We start from the raw sequence: 491 nt of genomic DNA, 5'->3' as shown, positions 1-491 counted from the left end.
ATGGCGATCGGCACGATCAGCTCGACATCGACCGTGATGTTGTCGCCCGGCATCACCATCTCGGTGCCTTCCGGCAGCGACACGATGCCCGTCACGTCGGTCGTGCGGAAGTAGAACTGCGGACGGTAGTTGGTGAAGAACGGCGTGTGACGGCCACCTTCGTCCTTGGTCAGGATGTAGGCTTCGGCCACGAACTTCTTGTGCGGCTTCACCGTGCCCGGCTTGGCCAGAACCTGGCCGCGCTCGACACCTTCACGATCAACGCCGCGCAGCAGCGCACCGATGTTGTCGCCAGCCTGGCCCTGATCGAGCAGCTTGCGGAACATTTCAACGCCCGTGCAGGTCGTCTTGGTCGTCGGACGGATGCCGATGATTTCCAGTTCCTCACCGACCTTGACCACGCCACGCTCGACACGGCCGGTCACGACCGTGCCACGACCCGAGATCGAGAACACGTCTTCGATCGGCATCAGGAACGGCTTGTCCAGCGG

At 62.7% G+C, this 491-nt stretch carries 1 protein-coding gene; it reads right to left on the bottom strand.

Annotated elements, in window-relative coordinates; genetic code table 11:
* A partial coding sequence (locus tag ACWGTI_RS32700; RefSeq protein WP_454590687.1) for an EF-Tu C-terminal domain-related protein occupies window positions 1-491 on the bottom strand: 491 nt, incomplete at both ends.

The organism is Mesorhizobium sp. ArgA1, assembly GCF_053714375.1.
The sequence above is the reverse complement of the archived record's forward strand: the minus strand, read 5'-3'. Positions and strand labels throughout refer to the sequence as shown.